This window comes from Streptomyces yokosukanensis (assembly GCF_001514035.1).
Lineage (GTDB): Bacteria > Actinomycetota > Actinomycetes > Streptomycetales > Streptomycetaceae > Streptomyces > Streptomyces yokosukanensis.
The window spans coordinates 1-1,245 of sequence record NZ_KQ948286.1; the positions used below are offsets into that span (position 1 = coordinate 1).

3 protein-coding genes are annotated in these 1,245 nt (G+C 64.7%); all 3 read right to left on the reverse strand.

Annotated features, from left to right (window positions below; genetic code table 11):
- Positions 1–417: DUF6507 family protein (locus AQI95_RS44190; protein WP_067137152.1), on the reverse strand; the 417-nt coding region annotated here is incomplete at its 3' end.
- An 85-nt stretch (positions 418–502) separates the two neighbouring features.
- Positions 503–817, reverse strand: a complete 315-nt coding sequence (locus AQI95_RS44195; RefSeq protein ID WP_067137153.1) for a pore-forming ESAT-6 family protein — start codon at positions 815–817, stop codon at positions 503–505.
- 93 nt (positions 818–910) lie between these two features.
- Complete coding sequence (locus AQI95_RS44200) at positions 911–1,243, reverse strand: hypothetical protein (RefSeq protein WP_067137155.1); 333 nt, start codon at positions 1,241–1,243, stop codon at positions 911–913.
- Positions 1,244–1,245 lie beyond the last annotated feature (2 nt).

A 1,245-nucleotide genomic window follows, 5' to 3' on the forward strand; every position in this document is an offset into this window, starting at 1 on the left:
GCCCGCTTCCGGCGCTCCCGGCATCTTCACCCCGGGCGTGGCCGCGTTCTTCTGCGCACGGGCCGCCATCGCCTCGTCACCGTTCAGATAAGCCGTCGTGGCATCCACGACACCCTGCAACGACTTGCCCGCCCGCGCGGCGACGAACTGCAGATCCTTCGTCGCGTGCTCCGCGTACTGCGACAACGCCAACGCCACCAGACCGCCCGGCGACTTCCCGTCGTCCTTGCCGGCACCGCCCTTGCCACCGTCCTGGGCACCGGAACCGTCGTCCGCGGAGACCGTGCCCGCACTCGACGCCGCCGACTGCAGATGCTTGCCGAAGTCGTTCGCGTACGTCTCCAGATGCGACGCGGTCTTACCCGTCGTCGTCAACACATGATCGATGCCCTGCGGCTGCAGGTCCCAGCCCGTCATACCAACCCCCGTGAACCCGGCACCCCGGCCGCCACGAACCATCAAGAACCAGACAGAACCACCGACCGCCGTGGCCGCGACCGGCTCAGCCGATGTTGTCCACCGCCGACTTGGCCTTCGCCAACGTCGCATGCGCCGTCGAGTCGTTCTTCTCCATCGTCGTCTTCAACAGATGAATGATGTTCCGCACCTCCTGCGAGGCATGGTTCCAACGACGCTCCTTGCCGTGGTACTCGTCCGCCACACCATCCGCCGTGAAATCGGCCATCGCCGCCTTCACCTGCTTGTCCCGCGCCGAGATCACCGTCTCCAGCTGAGCGATCACACCAGCCAGATTCCCCTGCACATCCGCCGACGCCGACGTGTCGTACGCACGACGATCCGAACCCGCACCCGCCATCACACACCACTCCCCGAAAACAAACCCACAGACCAGACAGAACAGACCGAACAGACCGAACAGACCGACCAGACGGACAGTCAGAAACCGGACTCAGCGACCCGAGAACCGCGCCGCATCGAAATTCGCCGCACCCATCTGCTGCTTCGCGTTGTCACCCTGCTCCTGGTCACCCGTACCGAACGCACCGTCCATCCCGGACTGACCACCCAGGATCGCCCCCAACGACGAGTTCAACTCCTTCGCGATCCCGTCCGCCCGCACCTTGAACTGATCGAACGCCGTACGACCCGCACCGTGGAACTTCCCCTCCAACGGCTCCGCCGCCTGCACCAACTGCCGGATCAACGTCCCCAGATCCTGACTCGACCCACGCGAATCACGCATCAACGTCGACAACGTCTGCGCACCCATGTCGAACTTCATGT